Source organism: Paenibacillus sp. JT22N15, assembly GCF_059383755.1.
Genome location: NZ_JBXENV010000016.1, coordinates 1 through 18,884, shown reverse-complemented (window position 1 = coordinate 18,884; position 18,884 = coordinate 1). Strand labels below are relative to the sequence as shown.

At 50.0% G+C, this 18,884-nt stretch carries 15 protein-coding genes; 5 read left to right on the top strand and 10 right to left on the bottom strand.

Annotation, left to right across the window (positions count from 1 at the left end):
• Positions 1-226: 226 nt before the first annotated feature.
• Complete coding sequence (locus AC50X8_RS26195) at positions 227-1,393, bottom strand: serine hydrolase domain-containing protein (protein ID WP_494882427.1); 1,167 nt, start codon at positions 1,391-1,393, stop codon at positions 227-229.
• 359 nt (positions 1,394-1,752) lie between these two features.
• Between AC50X8_RS26195 and AC50X8_RS26190 the strand changes: the two genes are divergently transcribed.
• Together AC50X8_RS26190 and AC50X8_RS26185 are read left to right on the top strand one after the other, a co-directional pair.
• Complete coding sequence (locus AC50X8_RS26190; protein WP_494882425.1) at positions 1,753-2,970, top strand: MFS transporter; 1,218 nt, start codon at positions 1,753-1,755, stop codon at positions 2,968-2,970.
• 27 nt (positions 2,971-2,997) lie between these two features.
• On the top strand, positions 2,998-4,035 hold the full coding sequence (locus AC50X8_RS26185; RefSeq protein WP_056032226.1) for an ROK family protein: 1,038 nt from the start codon (positions 2,998-3,000) through the stop codon (positions 4,033-4,035).
• Between the two features lie 161 nt (positions 4,036-4,196).
• Here the strand turns inward: AC50X8_RS26185 and AC50X8_RS26180 are convergent, their stop codons facing one another.
• The 7 genes from AC50X8_RS26180 to AC50X8_RS26150 form a co-directional block, all read right to left on the bottom strand.
• Positions 4,197-7,133: a family 78 glycoside hydrolase catalytic domain gene (locus tag AC50X8_RS26180; protein ID WP_494882423.1), complete on the bottom strand. Its 2,937-nt coding sequence runs from the start codon at positions 7,131-7,133 to the stop codon at positions 4,197-4,199.
• Positions 7,134-7,171: 38 nt separating this feature from the next.
• On the bottom strand, positions 7,172-7,999 hold the full coding sequence (locus tag AC50X8_RS26175; RefSeq protein WP_056032237.1) for a carbohydrate ABC transporter permease: 828 nt from the start codon (positions 7,997-7,999) through the stop codon (positions 7,172-7,174).
• On the bottom strand, positions 7,996-8,862 hold the full coding sequence (locus tag AC50X8_RS26170) for a carbohydrate ABC transporter permease (RefSeq protein ID WP_494863657.1): 867 nt from the start codon (positions 8,860-8,862) through the stop codon (positions 7,996-7,998). Before AC50X8_RS26170 ends, AC50X8_RS26175 begins: the two co-directional genes overlap by 4 nt.
• Before the next feature lie 103 nt (positions 8,863-8,965).
• Positions 8,966-10,315, bottom strand: coding sequence for an ABC transporter substrate-binding protein (locus tag AC50X8_RS26165; protein WP_056032245.1), 1,350 nt, complete (start codon positions 10,313-10,315; stop codon positions 8,966-8,968).
• 92 nt (positions 10,316-10,407) lie between these two features.
• Positions 10,408-12,177, bottom strand: coding sequence for a cache domain-containing sensor histidine kinase (locus tag AC50X8_RS26160; protein WP_494882421.1), 1,770 nt, complete (start codon positions 12,175-12,177; stop codon positions 10,408-10,410).
• Positions 12,170-13,675, bottom strand: coding sequence for a response regulator (locus AC50X8_RS26155; RefSeq protein WP_494863648.1), 1,506 nt, complete (start codon positions 13,673-13,675; stop codon positions 12,170-12,172). The genes AC50X8_RS26160 and AC50X8_RS26155 overlap by 8 nt, the downstream gene beginning before the upstream one ends.
• 273 nt (positions 13,676-13,948) lie before the next feature.
• On the bottom strand, positions 13,949-14,266 hold the full coding sequence (locus AC50X8_RS26150) for a thioredoxin family protein (RefSeq protein WP_056032253.1): 318 nt from the start codon (positions 14,264-14,266) through the stop codon (positions 13,949-13,951).
• Positions 14,267-14,419: 153 nt separating this feature from the next.
• On the opposite strand from AC50X8_RS26150, the gene AC50X8_RS26145 reads away from it, so the two are divergent.
• A complete protein-coding gene (locus AC50X8_RS26145) occupies positions 14,420-15,058 on the top strand; it encodes a transmembrane-type terpene cyclase (protein WP_494882666.1) in 639 nt (212 codons plus the stop codon).
• 14 nt (positions 15,059-15,072) lie between these two features.
• Here the strand turns inward: AC50X8_RS26145 and AC50X8_RS26140 are convergent, their stop codons facing one another.
• On the bottom strand, positions 15,073-16,095 hold the full coding sequence (locus AC50X8_RS26140; protein WP_494882419.1) for an alpha/beta fold hydrolase: 1,023 nt from the start codon (positions 16,093-16,095) through the stop codon (positions 15,073-15,075).
• Between the two features lie 209 nt (positions 16,096-16,304).
• Entirely contained in the window at positions 16,305-17,672 is a 1,368-nt protein-coding gene (locus AC50X8_RS26135; RefSeq protein WP_494863642.1) for a sensor histidine kinase, read from the bottom strand.
• Positions 17,673-17,902: 230 nt separating this feature from the next.
• Here AC50X8_RS26135 and AC50X8_RS26130 point away from each other — a divergent pair, with 230 nt between their 5' ends.
• Positions 17,903-18,205 carry an AbrB/MazE/SpoVT family DNA-binding domain-containing protein gene (locus AC50X8_RS26130; RefSeq protein WP_235533080.1) on the top strand — a complete coding sequence of 101 codons (303 nt, stop codon included), beginning with the start codon at positions 17,903-17,905 and terminating at the stop codon, positions 18,203-18,205.
• A 2-nt stretch (positions 18,206-18,207) separates the two neighbouring features.
• Positions 18,208-18,543, top strand: a complete 336-nt coding sequence (locus AC50X8_RS26125; protein ID WP_056033054.1) for a type II toxin-antitoxin system PemK/MazF family toxin — start codon at positions 18,208-18,210, stop codon at positions 18,541-18,543.
• The last annotated feature ends 341 nt before the right edge of the window (positions 18,544-18,884 follow it).

Below are 18,884 nucleotides of genomic sequence, written 5' to 3'. Positions count from 1 at the left end.
AGCCATAGTCTGCGGACTCAGGAGACGCTAATGCGCGGTAAACGGCCATTGGGACGGGATAACGAGAGCCATAACGGCTTTCCTGTCCGCTTACGGCCTGAAATCGAAGCAAAAGCCAGAATAGCGGAACGCCAGTCCGCCAAAAAGGAGTAAAGCAGCCTCAATGGGGCTGCTTTACTCCTTTTAATTTCCCAGAATCGCGCCTAACCTAGCTTTCTTTGAATGGCTATTTTTTGATACTGTCATACACAGCTTCACAAAGGTCGACTGTAAACTGGCCCGACATGCCTTCCAGTGCAGTATTGGTAAACGCCACGACGCTGAGCCGCTGCTCTGGATCGACGAACCAAGAATGTCCGTAGGTGCCGCCCATACGCCATGTGCCCGGTGATTCCGGTGTATTTGCCGCAATGGGATCCCTCAGCAGCGTGATGCCTAATCCGAAACCTCGCCCTGGCCAATAAGCCATTGGCAAATCCCCAATCTGGTTGGTAGTCAGCTCACGAACTAGAGCCTCCGGCAGCAGGGGCGCTCCTCCTTTACGCAAGGTTTCCAGCAGCTGCATAAAATCCCCGGTGCTGCCGACCATGCCGGCTCCTCCCGAAGGGTAGGCTGTACCGTCAAATGCACGGCCTGGAGCAAGGCGAAAGCCTGCTGTGCCTTCCAAAAAGCCGATTTTGTCAAAATCCAGTATCGGCCTCGGCTCTGGATGATCATTGGTATAAGCTTTAGCCAACCGATCTGGGTCCACTGCAATAAAATCGGTGTCGCTCATGCCAATCGGCTTTGTCACTAGGGAATGCACGGCCTCGCTGAGCGTTGTTTCCGTTACCTTTGCAATGACTGCTCCGAGCACATCTGTCGCGATGGAATATTTCCACTCGGTACCTGGCGTATAGAGTAGCGGAACAGAGGCAATACGCTGCAGATTTTCTTCCAACGTAATACCCGACTGATCCATGCCATCTGATATCCCGGCTTGTTGATAGGGACCATTTTCTTCTTGAAAGAAGCGGTAAGTCAGACCTGCGGTATGCGTCATCAAATGTCGAATCGTCAAAGCAGCTATCTCTCCGCTTTGTAAACGCGGCCGGAACTCGGGAAGCCAACGATCAACGCGGTCATCCAACTGCAGGCGACCTTGCCCCACCAGCACTAGGGCGGCCGTTGAAACGATAGGTTTAGAAACGGAAGCGAGGCGGAACAAAGCATCTTCTTGCATGGGCCGGTCCATCTCGCGGTCGGCAAAGCCAGCAGCGCGGCTGTACACCATTTTTCCATCTATCGCCACTTTAATGACAGCACCGACCAAACGCTTGTCAGCAATCGTCTGATCAATTACCTCATCCATTCGGCCGGGTAGAAATTCTGGGCTAACTTTGCTTGAATCCATCTTATTCAACAGTCTTCATCCTTTCGAATAGTTAAAGCCTTTCGACTTTACTATTGTGAGTTAATTATATTAAATAAGTATTTTCGTTTATATAAGGCAATTAAGTTAAATCGGTCTTGCAGCAATCAAAATGAAGACAGTTTGCATGGAAAACCTTAAATTTAAAAGAGCCGGTTTCAATAAAATATTAGCTCAGTGTCAGAACCACAGCTAAACAAGACATTATTATGCAAAACCCACAATCCCATATGATTTTCGCAAAAAGACAGCTTTTTAATACGGCTGCGATACGTTATGATAAGCTTGCTTAGTTATTAAACATCTTTAAAAAGTATGATAGCGAGTAAGGGGAGCTTCTAATGAATGAACAATTAAGCGCAAGACAGATTGAATTATGGCGTAATGCCATCTATGTGATTTTCACTTTATGCGGCTTTGCCACGGCATCCTGGATCTCCCGTACGCCCGCCATTCGCGATACACTCGGCGCTTCGACTGGCCAGATGGGCTGGATTATTTTCGGGCTGTCTGTTGGCTCAATCCTCGGCCTGCTTGGGGCAGGGCATTTTATTGCCAGCAAGGGCGGACGTTTCGTCATGATGAACGGGATGCTCATTGCTGCAGGAGGCCTCGCAATCATTGCTCTTGGCAGCTCCTTTTTCACCTATGCTCCTGTTGTGTTCGTGGGGTTAGCAATCTTCGGATTTGGCTTTGGCATTTGTGATGTGGCAATGAATGTTGAGGGCACCATGCTGGAGCGCGCAATGAAAAAGTCTTTGCTGACCGGCTTTCATGCTGCCTTCAGCTTAGGAACCTTTATCGGCGCTGTCGCGGGCTGGTTAGCAACGAAGTCTCATGTGTCCGTCATCATGCATTTGGGTATTGTTCTTATTTTATTAGTTGTGCTCATCGTCTATTTGTCCCGATTCGTGCCTAAAGGAACAGGACAAGAAAGTAAAACAGACAAGAATGCTCCTACGCTAACGACTAAAGAGCGCCTTGCCATCTGGAAAGAGCCGCGCACCTTACTGCTCGGCATTATTATTTTGGGTATGACCTTCGCCGAAGGCTCAGCCAATGACTGGCTTCCTTTAATTATGGTCGATGGCTATGATACTTCTGCTTCAACAGGTTCGTTCGTCTATGGCATATTTGTAGCAGCAATGACGATCGTTCGGGCAACTGGCGGCATGCTGCTCGATAAATTCGGCCGAGTAGCTGTGCTGCGAGCGTCTGCTGTATCCGCTATTGCCGGCCTGCTCATCGTGATCTTGGGTCACAATTACATCATCGCTTCTATCGGCGTTGTATTGTGGGGCTTTGGCGCAGCCTTCGGCTTCCCTGTCGCTTTGTCCGCCGCTGGCGACAATCCGCATGGTGTAGCTGCACGGGTCGGAGCTGTAGCAACAGCCGGATATTTGGCTTTCCTTGTTGGGCCGCCGCTGCTTGGCATGATTGGCAACTCAATTGGCTTGCGAATGGCCTTAATCGTCGTCCTTGTCGGCATTGTATTCGCAGGGCTGACGTCTCATGCCGCGAGACCTCTTGGCGAGAAGGATCAGGCAAAGACCAAGTAGGTCTCACATTTTATAACCGTCAGGAGGGTGGAAAAAATAAAGCTTCCATTTGTGAATCCTAAATTAATGGGCGAAATGATCCGGCAGCAAATTCGCAGCGCGCTCTATTATGAGCAGGAGTCGACCAAGGTCGAAATCGCTCAAATAACAGGGCTGACCTTCCCGACCGTGAGCAAAGCGATTGAGGAAATGAAGGCGGATGGCGAGGTTTTGCTGTCGGGGCTGCGGGAATCCAGCGGAGGCCGAAGGCCGCAAATTTATATGCTGAATGCAGCGCATATGTCGGGCTTAGCTGTGTATTTGGAAAAGGACTGCACCATTTATACCTTGCTGAATTATGTCGGAGAGGTCCTTCTGCAAGACAGGCTGCCCGGTGTTTTGGATGAAGGGCCGGAAGCGCTGGACCGTCAAATGAAGGTTTATTTGGAGCGATATCCGCTCATTCGCGCATTAACCTTCGGCGTTCCTGCGAGCGTGACGAACGGCCAGGTTTTTCATATTCCCAGCTACGAGAAATTTAACGGCTATGATTTGAAGGCCGCTTACGAGAGCCGCTATCCGCTTCAGGTCCAGATTGAAAATGATATGAACGCCACGGTACTCGGCTATCATGACCAACTGGATAACAACAAAAGTTTATCGCTTGTTTATCTGTATTTCGGCATGAATGGCCCCGGTGCTGGCATTATGGTCAATGGAAAGCTCGTCAGAGGGAACACCTTTTTTGCTGGCGAGGTTTTTTATTTGCCCCTTGGGCAGCAGAACTTTGGCGAGGTCATTCAAGAGCTTACCGATCGTTCCAACGAAAAACGCGATGATGCCAAGCTGATTGATGCCATGAGCCGCTTGGTTGCGATTTTCACGGCAACGCTGAACCCGGATATTTTTATTTTTTGCAGCATCAATCTGTCTGAGCAGGAGCTGGAGGAGGTAAGAAGCCGCAGCGCTATTTATGTGCCAGAGGCTCATTTACCCGCACTTATCATTCGAGATTGGCAGCAGGACTACATTCATGGATTAAAGCAAATGACAATCCGTACGATGCTGGGCACGGGAGTCGAATAACGTTCGTTTCAGGGTTATATGCGGCTTGCAGCAGCCGCTATCGCTATCTGCATAGAAAAAACCGCATGGCAGCAGCCGTGCGGTTTCCTTCTATTTTCACGCCCTATTTACATGCCCTTTTTACACGCCCCATTGTCTGGCTATGCCCTTACTTCCAACACCTACAGCGCTGCAAGCTCCTCAAGCACCTGGTCAATCGTCTCCTTGGAAATACGGAACATGCCATTGTCGCAGATTTGCTGAAGAGAGAACGGCTTAGCAATGTTTGCCTGTGCGCCGCTGAACAGATTTGGCATATGCCGGCTCACAATGGCAATCGCCCGCTCATCCATCCATATTTCACTCATCTTCGTCTTGGCACTGTACTGCGAGCGGAACAGGCCTTCACTCTCATAGGCAAACTGGTACGTACCCGAGCCGGCACGGATGATCAAGCCAGCTGCGGTTTCCTCCACCGATGCGATGCCCGCTTTATTTTCAAGCGAAGTCCCGCCTTCTGTCGTGCCAGCGAGCGTCGCTCCCCGCAAAATAATATCTGCTGTCGTATTCGCTGGAATGACAACTTGAAGCTCAATACGGCTGCCTTCTACACGCCAGCCCGACTCGATCCGTCCGTATACGGAGTCGTAGGAGGCTTTAGCATAAGTCAGCATGGTCGATCCTAACAACGGCTCGATTCGAATATGCTTGAAGGCAGGCTGCGAAGGGTCCATGTCTAGCCCAGCCACCTTGCGGTACATCCAATCGCCGATCGCCCCATAGGAATAATGGTTGAACGAGTTCATGTCGTCGCTCCAGAACGAGCCGTCCGGCTTAATGCTGTCCCAATGCTCCCAAATCGTCGTTGCGCCTTTCGATACCGAATACAGCCAGCCCGGATAGCTCTCTTGCAGCAGCAGGCGAACCGCCGTCGTATGATAGCCGCTGTTCGACAGGGCAAAACATAAGTACGGCGTGCCCACAAAGCCGGTCGTCAGGTGGTAGTCATTTTCGACGATGAGGTTGTTTAGATCCTCCGCTACCCGATCCTTCACGCTTTCATCCACCAGGTCGAACATAAGCGCCAAAATATGCGCGGTTTGCGTCGGCGAAGCGATCCGTCCCCTCTTGGTCATAAACTCGTCGCGGAACGCGGAAATTACGCGGGTGTGCAGCTCGTCATAGCGCTCGGCGTCCTCGTCATGGCCGAGCACCTTCGCTGCATCGCGAACAATGCGCGTGGAGTAGGCATAATAGGCTGTTGCAATCAATGCCGTTGGCGTCGCGCCAATATAGCTGTTCTCCTTCGCATCGAGCGCAAGCCAATCCCCGAAATGAAAGCCGCTATTCCACAAATACTCTTCGCTGCCCTGTGCCCGAATGTACTCCACCCATTGCTTCATGCTTTCATACTGCTCGGAGAGCAGCCGCTCATCGCCATAATATTGATAAACCGTCCATGGGCAAATAACCGCAGCGTCTCCCCATGCCGCCGAATTGGCTCCGCCAACAATATCGGGAATAACGAAAGGAATGCCGCCATCCTCATGCTGCTCCGCCTTCAGGTCATGCAGCCATTTTGCAAAAAACGGTGCACCTTGGAAGTTGAACAAGGCCGTGCTAATAAATACTTGCGCGTCGCCCGTCCAGCCCAGCCGCTCATCGCGCTGCGGGCAATCCGTCGGCACGTCGAGGAAGTTGCCGCGCTGTCCCCAGCGTATATTTTGCTGGAGCTTGTTGATTCGCTCGTCTGAGCATTCGAATTCACCAGTTGAAGGCATATCGGAGTGCATAACCTCGCCTTGGAATGCATCTGCCGGCAACGCAGCGCCTGCTTCCTGCCCGGGGAAGCCCTGCACCAGCACATAGCGGAAGCCCATAAAGGTGAAATGGGGCGCATAGCTTTCTATGCCGTCGCCTTTCGCGATATAGGTCAGCGTCTGTTTCGCAGGACGCAGGTTGCCAAAATATATGTTGCCGTCCTTGTCCAGTACCTCTGCATGGCGCAGAACGATTTGTGTTCCTTCCGGCGCTTCAACGGTAAATCTCATGCGTCCAACGATATTTTGTCCCAGATCCAGCACATGATCGCCTGCCGGGGTAATAAACGAGGAGATCGGCTTGATGATTTCGGTGACGTTCGTCGGCCAGTTTTCTTGTGCTACTAGCTGACTGTATGGCAGATCCAGCACTTGCACACCCGACCATCCGCCAGCTGCCTGCTTATCATCGCTATGAGCTTCCGATCCGTTCACTCCACCATCTGCTTCGCTCCAGCCCTCGATTTCCAAGCGCGCATCATACGTTTCACCGTGATAGATATTCGCGTATTGAATCGCGCCAAGCGCCGCCTGCCACGAGCTGTCCGTCGCTACGACCTCTTCCGTGCCATCCGCATAACGGATATGCAGCTCCAGCAGCGCGGCACGATTGTCGCCGTACATATAATTTTTGTCATCAAAGCCCAGTCCGCCGCGGTACCAGCCGTCGCCCAGCATAAAGCCAATGCCATTTGCGCCTTCTTTCAGCTCCGCCGTCACATCATAGGTCTGATATTGCACACGGCTGTGATAGCTGGTCCAGCCTGGAGCGAGCAAATCATCCGACACCTTGCCGCCGTTCAGGTACAGCTCATACACGCCAAGCGCGGTCGCATACACTCGGGCGGACGAAATGCCCCCCGCTTTCACCTGAAAGGTGTGGCGCAGCAAATAGGCTGGGGCCGCATCTGCAGCAATAGAAGACGTATCCGGTGTAATCCATTTCGCCTGCCAGTCTGCCCCGCCAGCAAGGGCCAGCTCGAAGGTGCCCTCCTCGCTCCAAGGCGACTCTTCTCCTGCCGTATCCCATACTCTAACCCGGAAGCGATAAGCAGTACGGGCTGCAAGCGCAGGACCGCCATATACAATATGAAGCGATTGCTCCTGTTCGATCCGCCCCGTATCCCAAAGGCTTGTCTCAAAGCCGCTTGATGCCTCGGCTACTTGCAGCTGATAAGCGGCCTGGCGGACTCCTCTGCGTTCTGCTGCTTCCAGCATCCAGCTGAATCGCGGCTTTGTGAGGTCTGTGCCAAGCAGAGCACCTCTATATTCACAGCTTGCGGAATGAACATTTAACATGTAGCTATCCCCTTTTTACTGGATTTATGAATGAGACACTAACCTTTAACCGAACCAGCTGTCATGCCCGCTACAATACGCTTGTTAAAAATAATAAACAGCAGCAGCGGCGGAATCGTAATCAGCAATATGTTCGTGAACAGCAGATTGTATTGCGTCACATACTGGCTCTGGAAGTTATAGAGCGTCAGCTGCACCGTGACATTGTCCGAGCCCGGCAGAAAATAAAGCGGGTTCGTGAAATCATTGAAGATGGTAACCGAGGACAATACGACTACCGTTGCCGTTACAGGCTGGAGCAGCGGCAAAATAATACCAAAGAACAGCCGAAGGCCGCCAGCGCCGTCAATAACGGCCGCCTCATCCACTTCACGCGGAATGCCGCTCATGAAGCCTTTATAAAGCAGAACTGCGAATGGAAAGCCCAGCGCGACTTCGATCAATATAAGACCGATCAGCGTTTTGAACAGGCCAATCCCGTCCATGACCCAGATCGTCGGCACGATGGCCGGCGGAATGATAAGCCCGGCAAGAATCAAGAAGTTGAACAGTGGCGACAGCTTTCCTGTCCGGCGCTGCAGCACATAGCCTGCCATGGCGCACAGTACGATCAAAATAGCGATGGAGGCCACCGTCAGCACCGTACTGTTGATGAAGGCGCGAATCAGCATAAAATCGCGGGCCACAACGACGGTTTTAATATTTTCCCAATATTGGCTATTGGAGGCCCATGACATCGTGAGCAGCGAAGACTCTTTCGCGTCCTTGCCCGAATTGACCAGTATGAAGTAGAACGGAATCCAGAACACGACAATCGTAAACAAGACGGCACCAATCTCAAAGCCCCATTGTCTGATCTTTCTCACAGGTCTACCTCCTTGCGGTTCAAATACGTATAGAGCGGGAAGGCAAGCGCTGTCACAACGAGGAACAAAATCACATTGCCCGCAGTAGCGAGGCCATAGAAGCCGCCTTGATATTGCTTGTAAATGATCGACGCAATCAAGTCGGTCGTGAAGCCCGGGCCGCCCTTGGTCATCGCCCATACCAGATCGAAGGAGCGCAGACCGCCGATGAAGGCCAAAATAATAACGGAGTTCGTAGCTGGACGGCTCAGCGGCACAATAATGTTCCAGAACTTATGCCAGTTGTTGCCGCCGTCGATTTGCAAGGCTTCATAATATTCCGCGGGGATCGACAAAATCCCGGCAATGTAAATGACAGTCGCGAAGCCTAAGCCTTTCCACACATCGACCATGGCGACCGACAGCAGCGCGATTCTCGTATCACCGAGCCAATCCGGACCTTCAATGCCGATGGCGGCAAGCGCTGTATTAATGACGCCTTGCGTCGGGTGCATCATCATGCTGAAGGCAATACCGACAGCAATCGTGCTCACCAAGGTAGGGAAAAATATGACAGACCGCAAGTAGCTTTTGGTCCGAATTTTCGAGGTTAGCAATACGCCTAGCAGCAGTCCCAGTGCAACCTTGAGCGTACAAGTAACGACCGCATAGATCAGTGTATTTTTAAAACCAATGCTTAAGGACTGCTCCTGAAAAAATGTAATAAAATTTTCAAACCCGATAAACTCCCAATCCGACAGCGTCCATCTCGTCATACTGAAGAAGAAGGACATAATCGTCGGCAGGATGAAAATAATAAAATAAATAATGGCTGCTGGCAGCAGGAACCAATAGGAGTAGGTTCGTTTAAATATATTGTTCATCGTTATCACTCCTACACAGTCAAGCGTATATTTTGAAGTAAAGCGGCCCTGCAAGCAGGGCCGAGCTTATCTATCTATTTTTTACTACTACTTAAGTTGAAAATTACCAGCCCGCCAGTCCAAGCTGTTTCGCTTGCTTCTCCACATCTTTATCGTAAGCAGCCGCGCCTTCCGCTGCCTTCTTAATGCCTGCGCCAACCTCGACGGTAATTTGCTCCAGGCTTGGTCCTTTAACTGGGGAAACGAACTCCAGCGCTGGCGCCGTTTTGCCCGATTCGAAATACGGCAGCATGTCTTTCACCAGCGTAGGCACATCGTCCGGAATCGTCGCATCCTTGATCAGATACGGGCCGGTTGGCTTCGAGACAGCTGCCGCAACCTGTGTCCCTTCTACAGAAGCGATGAAGGCCACAAATTGCTTGGCTGCCTCTACATTTTTAGTTTCCTTATAAATGTAACTCGCCCCTGGCATCCAGATGCTCAAACCGTTTTTCGAGGCATCGTCGCCAGGCTGGGCGAAAAAGCCGATATTTTCGATTTCATCCGGGAAGTTCTGCACAAGCGATGGTGATGCGAACGATAGCATTGGATAATGTGCGCCCTTGCCATCGGCAAGCATTTTGAGGCCTGCATCATAGGTTGTCGCCAGCATATCCTTGTTCATAAAGCCTTTATCATACAGCTCCTGCAGCTTCTCGAAGCCTCTCAACGCTGCAGGCGTGCCTGCGAAAGTTGCCTTATGAGCGGTAAAATCTTCCGCAAATGACGGTACCTGTGCCTGTACATTGTAATAATCGGCCAGCACAACGAGCTGCGAGGTCCACGAGTCCTTGTAGGAGCCTATAACCGGGGAAATACCTGCCGCTTTAATTTTCTCGTTATTGGCAATCAGCTCATCCCAAGTAATAGGCACCTTCAGTCCAAGGTCAGCATAAATTTTCTTATTATAGAACCAGCCTCCAGCAATCGTGGAAGATGTCGGCACGCCATACACTTTTCCATTGAAGGAAACCGTCTGCTTGAAGGAGTCCACGACGCCCGACTGGAATGCTTCATTCGTCAGGTCCAGCATGTTTTTCTCTGGAGACAATGCCTGCATCAAGGAGCCCGAGTTATAAAAGAATACATCCGTCATATCGCCTGTCGCCAGACGAGTCTTTACAATATTGTCGCCTTCGCCGCCGCCCGGCCTTGTTTCCATCTCAACTGTAATGTTCGGATATTTCTTCTGGAAAGCGTCGACATAAGCATTCGCCAAATTGACCGAATCCTGCGTATTATCAACCAGCAGCGAGAGCGTTACCTTCTTCTCTGTATTGCCGCCTGTGCCGCCCGCCGCCGTATCCGTACCGGTATTGCCGCCCGAATTGCTTCCGCCACATGCCGCTAGCGTTCCGGTAAGCACAAGTGCGGTTGCTGTCATTGCGAGCGATTTAAGCTTCATGTTCTTCATGTTTCGTTCCCCCTCGTTCGTTGTCGCTGATGCTGTATAAGTAGCTTTCTATACCCTTATTGTAGAGAGGAAACGACCTTTATGAAAGCGCTTCATTTTTCAGGTGAGTGTCGGTTTTTTTTAGGTAGGTTCGATGGGTTGAAGCGCAGGGTCACACGGGTGCCCTCTCCTTCTCGGCTCCAGACAGTCAGCGAGCTGCCTTCCCCATAAGACAGCGACAGCCGTTCCTTAACGTTGCGCATGCCGTAGCCCTGCTCTGTCTGGGCCATATCCGCCATCCCCACCCCGTCATCCTCGACCGTGAAAATCAAATACGGCCCGTCAGTTCCACCCGTCAAACGGATCGTTCCTTTTCCGACCTTCGGCTCCAAACCATGGTAAATGGCGTTTTCGACCAGCGGCTGCAGCAGCAGCTTCATGATCTCCAGCCCCTTGATCGTCTCCTCCACCTCCTCGATATAGTGGAAGCGGTTGTTGAACCGAATGTTTTGGATGTTCAAATAATGCTCGATATGCTTCAATTCGTTGTATACGAGAATCGTCTCCTTGCCCTTGTTCAAGCTGAGCTTGAAGCTTTCGGAGAGAGATACCGCCATTTGGGCGACCTCTTTATTATTTTGCAAAATCGCCATCCAATAGATCGAATCCAGCGTGTTATACAAAAAATGCGGCTTAATTTGCGATTGCAGCGCCCTAAGCTCCGCCTCCCGCTCCTTCAGCTCCGAGTTGATGAGCCGCGCATTCAGCTCCTCATTTTCGCGGGCAATGCGCTTGAACGTTTCACCGATGACACCGACCTCATCCTGGGCAAATTCCGCCGGAAAATCGCGCTTGCCAAGCGTCCAGTCGTTCATCATTTTTTTCAGCCGCAGCAGCGGCCTTGTGATGGTTCCCGATATAAAAAAGGATAGGATCAGCGCTGTCACCGCGAAAGCCGCGGCAATAAGCGTCGTCGCCAGGCCAATGTATTGGGTATGCTTTAGCAGCTCCTTCGATTCGACGAGATGGACCAGCGTCCAGCTTGTCGTCTGATTATAATAAGGATTGACCAGAAAGCCTTCATCCTTCAAGTGGTCCAGCGTTTCCGAGATGGTCCCGCCAGCAAGCGGAACAGTATCATTATGGCTGTATACTGCTTTTGTCGAGCCAGTCCCCTCGCTGAGCACCATGAAGGAGCCGTTCTCCTTGCTGCCCCCGAACACTTTATCAAAAATCGTCTTGGATACATTGACGACGAGAATGCCGATCGGCTGGCCGCTCGGGTCCTCCGCATCGCGAAACAGCTTCACGGTAGAAAAGGACTTATTCGTATCGTCAAAAATATCTGACGGATAATAAACAACCTTTCCCTTGCTCTCATACGCTCTCTTGTACCAGTCCGAGCTTGTAATCTTGGCTATTTTATCGCTTCCTTCATACACGCCCGCATCATCGGAGCGGCCAAAGCAGTAGGTGTGAAGCTTTAGATCAAGCAGACAGACCGAGGTTACATAACGCGTATCAGCAAAGCTGCTGCTGATTAAGCCTTTGAGCCGCGAGGAGGTTGTGCTGTTCACCGTATCGGGCTGGCTGCCCGGATTTTCTCCGCTGCTGCGCAGGCTCTGCCGAATGGCATCGTTGACAACAATAGATAGATGAAAATTGTTAATATTTCGAAATAATAGGTCGGCCACCTCGCTGGACGTACGCAAATGGTCCAAATTCGTTTTTTCATTCATATCCGTCAGCGTGTCCTTCGTAATATTGAAGGAAATGTAGCCGAGCAGCATAATCGAAGGCACGATGAGCAGAATCATTGCCGCCAAAAACCGGCTTCGGATTTTTTTGAACCGCAGCCATTCTACTAGCCGTTTTTTAGGCATGGCCATCTTCCTTACGCTCGATCGAGTAGGCTTCCCGGTAATGCTTAGGCGTCATGCCTATGAGCTTTTTGAACGTTTCCGTAAAATGCCTGTAGTTGAGATAACCGACCTTCTCGCTGACTTCCCCGACGAGCATCCCTTCTCGCAGCATCACCTTTGCACGCTCCATCCGTTCGTGAGTCAAATGCTTAATATAGGAGATGCCCATCTCTTCTTTGAAAAGCAGGCTGAAATACGTCGCATTCAGGCCAACATGCTCCGCCAGCTCCTGCAAGGAAATGTCCTGCCCAAAGCGAGCCTCCATATAGGCAAGCGCCTTCTCGACCGCCGCATGCTTCGCGGAGCGCCTAGCTTCGGTAACGGCCGTCAGCATCGCCTCCACCTTGCCCCTGAGCCAGCGGAACATTTCCTCGCGCGTATGCATGACGCCAAGCTCCTGATGCGCGACCTTGCCGAGAGAGCGAATGTCCCGCCCCGTCTCCTTCAGCACCTCAAGGCCCACATAAACGAGCTGTAAAATTTCGCGCTCCGCCTGCTCCGGGTCCAGCTTCTGCTCCCCAACCGACACCTCGAATTCGTCCAACGCAGCCAGCAGCCCCTTCTTGTCCCCCGTGCGCAAGGAGAAAATGACCGACTCCTCATGCTTCGTCAAATGGTCTGCCAGCTCATCGCTGCCTTCCATTTCCTCAATGCGGATCAAGCCGCTTTCCTCCAAAAACCGGCCGTAGCGCAGCGCCCGCAGCGCTTCCTTGCAGCTTTTTGGCGCTTCTGCTAGCGTTGCATAGGTTCCTCCTGCTGCGAACAGCTCACAGTCTCCGCCCTGCAGCATAAGCTGCTCCCACAGCTCGTCTGCGGGCAGCTTGAAATGAAGCACCGCCGACAGCCGGTCTGCCCCATTCGTCACCTCAACGATTTGATAAGCGGCACTTTCTGGCAGCTCTACACATTCCGAGGAAAAAGCGAGCACCGTAATGCCCGCAATCGCTTCCCACTCCGGGCCATAGCTTTCCTTCCATTTGCCTAGCGCACTATCGCCCGCTAACAGCAAGTTCAGCGTCGCTTTCTCCAGCAGCTCCTGCTTCGACGCCTCCCATTTGGATTTCATGGAGCTGAATGCTTGCTGCTTCTCAATTCGCTCGATTGCTTTGCGCATCACTTCATCTATTTTCTCTACCGTAACCGGCTTCTCCAAATAATCAACAACGCCAAGCCCAATCGCCCGCATCACATATTCAAATTCATTAAAGCCGCTGAACACAATAAACATCGTATCCCCTGCTTCGCCTGCCACCGTCTCAATGAGCCTCAGTCCGTCCATGCCCGGCATCCGAATATCCGTCAGCACAATGTCCGGCCGCTGTTCGCGAAACATCTCTAGTGCCGATAAGCCGTCTCCCGCCGTTCCTACCAGCTCGACGCCATAACGCTGCCAGTCGATCATTTGGCTCAGCCCTTGGCGGACAATATATTCGTCATCAAATACAACCGCTTTCAGCATTTTCCCCATCCTCCCTGCAAAGCACCTTCTAAATAATTCTAGTATACCCGCCTTATTCTCCTTCATCGTAATGGAGAGCTGGATTTTTTCCTACCGTTGTTTATTTCAGGTCGATGTCTGCTTTTTTCAGGTAAAAAAACAAGATGAAACGGCTGTCGCCGTCCTTTGGCGGCACAGCGCGTATCATTACGAGAAAATCATATCCTTTCCTATATTCAAAAAACGGCACATCGGAGCATGCTCCGATGTGCCATTTTTATAAAGTATATATAGCTACTCATCCTCTTTCAGCAGCTTGTAAAGATAATCGACAGAGCGCATCGCGTATTCGAACCGCTGGGGCTCGCCGTCCTTCACCAGCACTAGGCAGGGAACGCTCGTAATTTTCCAAGCCTCGCGCAGCTTGGGCGCGTAATTGATGTTAATTTTATACATCGTCGTCGGCACTTCCGCTGCCTGAACGATGTCCAGCATCCGCTCGGCTACCTTGCACGTTCCGCAGAAAGGGCTGGAGAACAGCAGCGCATCCTTCCCATTGCCGATTCGCGCCAGACGCAGCCACTCATCCTCTTCAATTTCATAAATTGCCATACGCTCTTCCTTCTTTCCTTGCTCTGGCTGTATATGTGCCCAGCGGCACCCGGCCAGCTTCGTTGTCTTCTATTTTAACATAAGACATAGACGAGCAGCCGCCAACATACGTTTTTATAACAACCGTTTTTGGAAAGGATGCGATAAGGCTTGATGGACCTGCTGCTGCTGCTCGGAATGGCGTTTTTTTGGACAATCACCTATCTGCTTATTATTTATCAAGGCTTTAAGGACAGGACGTGCGGCATGCCTTTGGCTGCGCTCTGTGCCAACCTGACGTGGGAGCTGCTGTTTGGCTTTCTCATTCCCTTCAACCCGCTTCAGCAAATCATTACAATCGTCTGGTTCGCGCTCGACATTATCATTTTGCTGCAATTTTTGTATTACACCCGCAATGACTATTCACCGAAAAAAATTGCCGTCATCGTAGGCTCTCTGCTCGCTACCGCCTTCTTGCTGCATTATGGCGTCTCGGTCGAATTCCATGACCCGGAGGGCAAATATACCGCCTTTGGCATCAATTTGATGATGTCCATATTGTTTATTCAAATGCTGTTCCAGAAGGACTTGCTAGGGCAGTCCCGTTTTATTGCCTGGGCGAAAATGCTCGGCACCCTATGCGCCTCCGTGCTCAGCTACAAGCTCTACCCGGATTCCCTGCTGCTGATGTTCATGTATGTCCTTATTTTCCTTTTTGATGTTGGCTATATTTTACTCGTGCAAAGCCGTTCGGTGAAAATCGTGCAGCGCCCCGGCGCAAAACAGGACAATTCGCAGCAGATTGTAACATAAGACGCAAAAATCGTCTATTTGTCTTGTTTTATTTGATCCATAAACATCCTGAGGTTTTCAACGATTTCTGCCGAATGAGTACGATATAAATAGTGGTCTGCTTCAAATAACACTATTTTCCCATGAACAGAATCCTTGATTTGCTTCTCATGCTCGGGTATCCATCTATCCGTTACTGGATGATTGGCTTGGATAAAGAAAATAACGGGAAGAGCTTTTGGGAAGGTTAATTGTTCTGCTGCTTCAAAATTAGCATACATACTTCCGGCTTCATTTAATTGACTGGAATTATAAATGTTTTTGCGAATCATGATTTTCAGTTGCTCTTTGGTTTGATCATCATATGGCAATTCAGCATAAGGGTCATCGCCTAATTTCAATTGCAATCTGGCGAAACCTGATTCTCTGAGCAGGCTAAGCGTCTTTAATATGGAAGATCCTATCTTCTGCTCTTTGAGCGTTGGGACACTGCTGTCGAGTCCGACAAATGCGCTCACTTCGCTTGGATATTTGTTCACATAATCTAAGCTGTATAATCCTGAAATGGAGTGGCCCATTAAAATGTAACGGTCAATATGGAGACTTTGCAGCGCTTCATGAATTTCACTTACTATATTTTCTGTGCTTCGTTCTTTGTCGGTCAGATCGCTTAATCCATAACCAAATGGCTCAACTACGACGACTTTGTAATACGGTGACAGTTGTTCGATTAGCGGCTTAAAATCAAGTGCTGGCGCTGCTGTGCCATAACCTGGCAGGAGCACGATCGTTTCTTCTCCTTGTCCATGGGTCGATACATTCATATATTTCCCATCTACAGCTACCGACTGGCCATAAGGCAATAATTTCGCTTGCTCTGATTTGCTGCTGAACAAATTCACGAAAAAAACGACGGCTATAAAAACGACGATTGCTATTCCTATGGCCGCTATTACTTTAAGCAACCTGCGAAGCCATTTTTTCAAACTGCTGGCTGGCTTTTTATTTGTTGTTGTATCCAGCTCCATCTTGTTTACCTCTCGTATTTCCACTTGCATCTTCTCCTATCGTCATCTCTCTACTGGGCGCCCTTAAGGGCCGATAGGGAAAGCTTACACGATGAAAATGTACTCTATATGCCGGCAGGATGAACGGAATATGAACACGCAAAAAAACCTGCGTCATCATAGGCAGGAGGCTTGTACCTGATGACGCAGGCATGGGGAGAAGCGAGGGGACCGCTATGAGATAATGATGGATAAGCCTCTTATTCAGCCAGCATTGTGACGGGCAAGGTGATGATGAAGGTCGTTCCCAGACCCGGTTCGCTTTCCACTCGAATATCGCCTTGATGAAGCGAAATAATCTGCTTAACGATGGCCAGACCCATACCGCTGCCTTCATATTTTCGGCTGTGAGAGCGATCTGCCTTAAAGAAACGCTCGAATATACGCTTCTGGTCCTCTAGTGAAATACCAATGCCCTCGTCTGATATTCGGACGGTCAAATGTTTGATGTCTTGCTCGATGCTGACTGTAATCATGCCGCCATCGTTGGAAAATTTGATGCTATTGCCAATGATATTGATCCATACCTGATTTAGCTGATCGTGATCAGCCGTTAGCATAGCTGGCTTCAAATTAAGCTCAAAATGGATGTTCCGCGCCGACCATTGCGGCTGAATCCCGACGATGACTCGCCTAATCTGTTCATCAAGTCTGAGCGTTACGAGTTGCAACTGCTGTGACTGTGATTCGAGCATGCTTAGCTTGAGCAAACTATCGCTCATCTTGGACATCCGCTTGGCTTCATTAATAATAATATCGAGATAACGGCTGCGCTCGCTAGCTCCGATGCCTTCTTGCTTGAGCGCTATCGCATAGCCGGATATCGAGGTGAGCGGCGACTGTACCTCATGCGATACGTTCGTTACGAATTCCCTGCGCATCTGCTCCAGCCGCTGCAGATCATGCATCATTTCTTCGAAGCTGCGAGCCAAAGTGCCTAATTCACCCGTTTGCTTAATATTCAGCTTGACGTTGAAGTCTCCAGCCGCTATCCGCCTGGTCGCTTTTGTCAGCTTGTTAATCGGGCTTATGATGAAGATCGAGGCAATTAGAACAAACAAGCTTCCTGTAATTAACGAATAGGCTGCAATCGTTAATCCCCATTTTATGACAAATGAGGTGGACGGAGGGGAGAGCGTCTCCACAAACATCGCTTTCGTCCCCATATCTGTGTTCAACGGAAATCCAATGTAGGCAACCGTAACACCTTCCTTATTGCCTTGAACCGTTTCTCCAGCTAATACCTTTTTTACTTGCTCCGTTATTATAGCAGCAGGCTTATGTCCGCCCAGCGCTCCAAAAGACTGGAATCGATCCGTTGCTTCATAAATTCGAATATGATAGGAATTGAGCTGCTTCATTTTACTAACTAACGCGTCCGCTTCACGCGACGGAATGGTCTCGTAGATCGAGGCGATGTCATGTCCAAAATTACGCAAAAGAATTTGCGAGTTTTCGTTCAATTGATCTTCAAATAGCCAAGTGGCTGCTAAAAAAGCAATGATCGTGCTCCCGATCACGGAGACTAGGAATATTAGGACTACGCGTGTATATAATGATTTGATCATTGTTGCACCTCAAGTCGATAGCCAAGCCTACGAACCGTTTCGAGTTGAAAAATAATAAGCATCCAATCCCTCTTTCCCTGTTTCGTATCCTATTCAGTAGTAATCATTATACTATTATAGCAAGGAGATATAATAATGGGATTTAGGTGCCTTTCCTTCGGTCATCGAGTATCCGATTGTCGGAAGATGTATATCCTAAGTATATACATGATAAAAGGGGTGAAGTATACTTGAAAGACCAGAAGAGAGAGGATATGAGCCCAATGACGACTGTAACGCTTAGTAAATGGGGAAACAGCAGTGCTGTCCGGATTCCGAATCAGCTTCTTAAACGTCTGAATTTGGAGGAGGGCGCTGAAATCGAATTGGTCATTACTCCTGAAAATGAATTGCTGCTGCGTCCTATGAAACAACAGCAAGAAACGAATGAAGAGCTGCGCACTCATTTAAAGCAACTCCTTGCTAAAATCCAGCCCGCTTCCCCACGGCATGAGGAATTCGATGTTGGCATTGAAGGAGACGAGCTCATTTGACGATACCTATCCCCCAGCGCGGCGATTTAATATGGCTGGATTTTGATCCCCAAGCTGGTCATGAGCAGGCTGGGAGAATACCAGCTCTTGTGTTGTCCGAGGCTGATTTTAACGAACTAACCGGCTTTGCAGTTGTGTGTCCCATTACGAGCCAAATTAAAGAATATCCGTTTGAAGTCGCGTTGCCTGGCGGTCTTGCCTTCTCTGGAGTTGTCCTGACCAATCAAATGAAAAGTCTCGACGTGCAGAAACGGAAAATTAAAATTATGGGCAGCGTCCCTGTAGATTCTCCTTTCATGAAAGCTGTGCTGCGCAACACGCGCTCTATACTGGCCTAACTAAGCAATCGCCGCGCCCTTAATCATTAGGAGCGCGGCGATTTCGTATGAATGAGCGATTTGCCAACTCTATTTTTATTCGCGTATAGTTAGGGTGAGAAACACGGTGGGCGAACAAGAGCAGCATACTAGTGCGCTCAGTCAGCTCAGCTCGAATATTCTCCATTTTAAAGGACTGACATTCCGCTATTTCAGCAATTTTCATGTTTTCGACTGCTGCGCGGACAGGGTGTAACTAGAATAAAAAGTGGACACAGCGTTAAGGAACGCCTAATAATAGACGTAACGAAAAAGAAGAGGTGTCCGCGAGTGGGAGAACAACGGCAACGATACAATGAAGA

What these genes read in the sequence shown, in the direction of transcription:
- AC50X8_RS26195 (WP_494882427.1), bottom strand. Translation starts at nt 1,393, where the DNA reads ATGGATTCAAGCAAAGTTAGCCCAGAATTTCTACCCGGCCGAATGGAT.
- AC50X8_RS26190 (WP_494882425.1), top strand. Translation starts at nt 1,753, where the DNA reads ATGAATGAACAATTAAGCGCAAGACAGATTGAATTATGGCGTAATGCC.
- AC50X8_RS26180 (WP_494882423.1), bottom strand. Translation starts at nt 7,133, where the DNA reads ATGTTAAATGTTCATTCCGCAAGCTGTGAATATAGAGGTGCTCTGCTT.
- AC50X8_RS26170 (WP_494863657.1), bottom strand. Translation starts at nt 8,862, where the DNA reads ATGAACAATATATTTAAACGAACCTACTCCTATTGGTTCCTGCTGCCA.
- AC50X8_RS26165 (WP_056032245.1), bottom strand. Translation starts at nt 10,315, where the DNA reads ATGAAGAACATGAAGCTTAAATCGCTCGCAATGACAGCAACCGCACTT.
- AC50X8_RS26160 (WP_494882421.1), bottom strand. Translation starts at nt 12,177, where the DNA reads ATGCCTAAAAAACGGCTAGTAGAATGGCTGCGGTTCAAAAAAATCCGA.
- AC50X8_RS26155 (WP_494863648.1), bottom strand. Translation starts at nt 13,675, where the DNA reads ATGCTGAAAGCGGTTGTATTTGATGACGAATATATTGTCCGCCAAGGG.
- AC50X8_RS26150 (WP_056032253.1), bottom strand. Translation starts at nt 14,266, where the DNA reads ATGGCAATTTATGAAATTGAAGAGGATGAGTGGCTGCGTCTGGCGCGA.
- AC50X8_RS26145 (WP_494882666.1), top strand. Translation starts at nt 14,420, where the DNA reads ATGGACCTGCTGCTGCTGCTCGGAATGGCGTTTTTTTGGACAATCACC.
- AC50X8_RS26140 (WP_494882419.1), bottom strand. Translation starts at nt 16,095, where the DNA reads ATGCAAGTGGAAATACGAGAGGTAAACAAGATGGAGCTGGATACAACA.
- AC50X8_RS26135 (WP_494863642.1), bottom strand. Translation starts at nt 17,672, where the DNA reads ATGATCAAATCATTATATACACGCGTAGTCCTAATATTCCTAGTCTCC.